5 protein-coding genes are annotated in these 3,570 nt (G+C 36.2%); 4 read left to right on the forward strand and 1 reads right to left on the reverse strand.

From position 1 onward, the window contains the following. Positions 1 to 290: 290 nt before the first annotated feature. From HMPREF0518_RS08855 to HMPREF0518_RS08870, 4 genes are read left to right on the forward strand one after another with little or no spacing between them, the layout of a single operon-like run. Positions 291 to 950 carry an amino acid ABC transporter permease gene (locus HMPREF0518_RS08855; protein WP_003627894.1) on the forward strand — a complete coding sequence of 220 codons (660 nt, stop codon included), beginning with the start codon at positions 291 to 293 and terminating at the stop codon, positions 948 to 950. Beyond that, positions 931 to 1,605: an amino acid ABC transporter permease gene (locus HMPREF0518_RS08860; protein WP_003627895.1), complete on the forward strand. Its 675-nt coding sequence runs from the start codon at positions 931 to 933 to the stop codon at positions 1,603 to 1,605. Before HMPREF0518_RS08855 ends, HMPREF0518_RS08860 begins: the two co-directional genes overlap by 20 nt. 9 nt (positions 1,606 to 1,614) lie before the next feature. Beyond that, positions 1,615 to 2,355 (forward strand): amino acid ABC transporter ATP-binding protein, encoded by a 741-nt coding sequence (locus HMPREF0518_RS08865; RefSeq protein ID WP_020829309.1) that lies wholly within the window; start codon positions 1,615 to 1,617, stop codon positions 2,353 to 2,355. A gap of 12 nt (positions 2,356 to 2,367) precedes the next feature. Further along, a complete protein-coding gene (locus tag HMPREF0518_RS08870) occupies positions 2,368 to 3,228 on the forward strand; it encodes a transporter substrate-binding domain-containing protein (protein WP_003627897.1) in 861 nt (286 codons plus the stop codon). Between the two features lie 46 nt (positions 3,229 to 3,274). Here HMPREF0518_RS08870 and HMPREF0518_RS08875 read toward each other — a convergent pair. After that, positions 3,275 to 3,570, reverse strand: a 296-nt coding sequence (locus tag HMPREF0518_RS08875; protein ID WP_003627898.1) for a metal-sulfur cluster assembly factor, incomplete at its 5' end; no start/stop codon positions are given.

Below are 3,570 nucleotides of genomic sequence, written 5' to 3' on the forward strand. Positions count from 1 at the left end.
AATGGAAATTGATAGGGCAAAAAGGTAATTAAACATAATGAACGGAGAACTCCCATTAATAGCTTGACGTAAAATGTGAATAGCAAATGCTACTACAATCATCCCTACTAAGATGCCAATTTGATAATAAACATACATCTGTTTTCTCCTCGCCTCTTTTTTAAATCTGTTAAATATTATATGATTTTTTGAAATAATAAACAAAAATTAAAAATTTATTTGACTTATATTAATAAGACTATTATTATTCACATTAAAGTAAGATGTTTTAATGAATGAGAGGTATGTAAATGGATTGGACCATTATACAGCAGGCATTGCCAGCATATGGGCATGGCTTCGTTCTTACTGTTTGGCTATCATTGGTTGGGATTATTGGCTCAATCATTGTTGGAGTCATTGCAAGTTTGCTGCAATACTTTAAGACCCCGATCTTAAGTCAGATTGCAACAGCTTATGTCGAATTGGCACGCAATACACCGCTTTTAATTCAACTTTTCTTTTTGTATTATGCATTACCGGTAATTGGTTGGCGAATGTCATCAGTTACCGCTGGTATTATTGGTTTGATTTTCCTGGGTGGAGGCTATATGGCAGAAGGTTTTACCGGTGGCTTTCAAGGTGTAACGGATAGTCAGATTAATTCAGGCGAAGCATTAGGGATGAATCGCTTTCAATTAGCAAGATACGTTGTATTTCCTCAAGGTTTTGCCTTAAGTATGCCAGCTTTGGCAGCCAATGTGATTTTTCTAATTAAGGAAACATCTATTTTTACAGTGATTGCGATTCCTGAATTGACCAATACGGCATTGGATTTGATCGGGATGTATTACCGGTCTAATGAATATCTATTAATGTTGGTTATCGGGTATGCAATTATTATGATTCCAGTAATTTTACTTTTAAACTGGCTAGAAAGGAAAGTTCGTTATGGCGCATTCGGGGATTAATGTCTTATTTAGCGGCAGCAACTTTGACCGACTACTAGTTGGTTTATGGACATCTATTTGGATTGCTGCTTTGTCAATTTTTATTGGATTGCTTATTGGTACTGTCTTTGGCGTTCTTCGTACAATGCTAAATAAGATCATTCGTTGCATTTTAAGAGTCTACATGGAAATCTTTAGAATTTTACCTAGTGTAGTTCTACTTTATTTGGTTTATTACATTTTGCCTAGAAGCTTGCATATTAACTGGCCTGGCACTTGGATGGCAGTTTTAGCATTTTCGCTTTGGGTAGCAGCGGAATTCAGTGATATTGTTCGTGGGGCTTTGCAATCCGTACCATTAGCGCAAAAGGAAAGCGGTCTAGCTTTAGGATTGAGCAAGACGCAACTTTTCTTATATGTTTTGTTACCGCAAGCATTCAAATTGGAATTGCCAGCTACAATCAACTTGGCAACAAGAGTAATTAAAACAACTTCTATTTTAATGTTGATCAGTGTAATGGATGTTATCAATGTTGGACAACAAATTATTGAAGCAAATAATCAAAAATTCCCAACAGGTGTTTTCTGGGTTTATGGTTTGATCTTCTTCTTTTACTTTATCCTGGATTATCCTTTATCAGTATGGGCAAAGAGTTTAATGGCAAAGCAAAAATAGGTGAGAAAAATGACTGAAGAAATTTTAAAAGTGGAACATCTAAACAAGTTTTATGGTGACTGGCAAGCACTTCACGATATTAGCTTTAATTTGAAAAAGGGTGAAGTTTTGGCGATTCTGGGTCCCTCAGGTTCAGGTAAATCAACACTCTTAAGAACACTGAATGGTTTGGAAAATTATAAAAATGGTGAGATTGTCTTTCATGGTAAAAAGGTCCAGTCCTCTCCAAAAGAATGGCAAGCTATTCGACAAAAGATTGGCATGGTTTTTCAATCATATGATCTTTTTCCAAACCTAACAGTAATGCAAAATATTCTTTTGGCACCTACAAAGGTCCAAAAACGGGATCGAGCAGAAGTAGAACAAGAAGCACATCATTTGTTAAAACGGGTAAATATGGATCAATATGCTGACACGTATCCTCGAGAATTATCTGGTGGTCAACAACAAAGAGTGGCAATTGTCCGTACCTTAGTTATGAAGCCTGAAATTATTCTACTTGATGAAATTACTGCATCTCTTGACCCTGAAATGGTTCGTGGTATTGAAGATATTGTTAAAAAGCTTTCAGAAAATGATCATATGACGATGGTCTTAGTTACTCACCAAATGAACTTTGCTAAACGTGTCGCTGATCAAGTCCTCTTTTTGGAAAAAGGCAGGATTCTTGAGAAAACTCCTTGTGAACAGTTCTTTACTGAACCACAATCTGAAAGAGCTCAGCATTTCCTCACTGATATGGACTTCTAGGGGGATGAAACTATGAGTGGACGAAAGATATTCAACACTATTATTAGTGTAATTGCCGCTGTCGTAGTGTTAGCTTCAGCTTATATGGGTTTAACTAAACCATATCTAGCTCGTTCTGCTGGTGGTGGCGGTTGGAGTAACAATAATAGTGTGACCCAAATTAAGCGTCGAGGTTATATTCGAATTGGTGTTTATGGCGACTTACCACCATATGGTTGGGTTAACTCTCAAGGTAAACGGGTTGGTTTTGATTTGCGACTTGCACGAGAATTAGCTAAAGAATTAGGTGTGAAACCACGATTTACCCAACTTAACGGAAATAACCGGGTTGACGCATTGAATTCTAATAAAGTAGATATGGTCTTAGCCAACTTTACCAAGACTCCAGAAAGAGCAGAAGTAGTAGATTTTGCCCATCCTTACATGAAAGTATCAACTGGTGTCGTTTCACCTAAGAGTCACCCGATTACCAGTGAAAAGCAATTGCGAGGGAAACAATTGATTCTTTTGAAAGGATCAACGGGTGAAAACTACTTTGCTAACCGTCCTGGAATAAAGCTTTTACGTTTTGATTCAGAAACCCAGCAATTTAATGCAATGAAAAATAAGCGAGGAGCTGCATTAGCTGATGATAACTCCTACTTATATGCCTGGATTAAAAAGAATCCTCAATATGTAGTCGGAATTAGATCAATTGGTCCTCACCAATTTATTGCACCTGCTGTTAAGAAGGGTAACAAATCATTACTGAAGTGGACTAATAAACAAATCGATCGTTTGACTGCTGAAGGTTTCTTCAAAAAAGATTATCAAATTGAACTTAAACCATACTTTGGTAAAGGAATTGTGACTAGCGACATTTTGCTAAAGTAAATCAAAAATGAAAAGAGAAGTAATTCAAACTTGGAATTACTTCTCTTTATTCTATGCCAAAATATTTTTTAGCTGTGTCGCTCATCTTATTTGGTGACCAAACAGGATACCAGACGAATTCGACGTCTACATTTTTAACTTCTTCTACTTGTTCTACTTCTGCTTTGATTTTATCAATTAAAAACTGGGTAAGTGGACAAGCTGGGGTAGTTAAAGTCATATTGATCAGACAAATGCCATCTTCATCTAAATCGATACCATAAATTAAGCCTAAATTGACTATATCGATATTTAATTCAGGATCGATTACCTTAGCTAGATTATTGATAATATCATTTTTGA

The sequence above is a fragment of the Lactobacillus helveticus DSM 20075 = CGMCC 1.1877 genome (genome assembly GCF_000160855.1).
GTDB lineage: Bacteria > Bacillota > Bacilli > Lactobacillales > Lactobacillaceae > Lactobacillus > Lactobacillus helveticus.

Coding starts and splice junctions, on each gene's coding strand:
- HMPREF0518_RS08855 (WP_003627894.1), top strand. CDS start 291: ATGGATTGGACCATTATACAGCAGGCATTGCCAGCATATGGGCATGGC.
- HMPREF0518_RS08860 (WP_003627895.1), top strand. CDS start 931: ATGGCGCATTCGGGGATTAATGTCTTATTTAGCGGCAGCAACTTTGAC.
- HMPREF0518_RS08865 (WP_020829309.1), top strand. CDS start 1,615: ATGACTGAAGAAATTTTAAAAGTGGAACATCTAAACAAGTTTTATGGT.
- HMPREF0518_RS08870 (WP_003627897.1), top strand. CDS start 2,368: ATGAGTGGACGAAAGATATTCAACACTATTATTAGTGTAATTGCCGCT.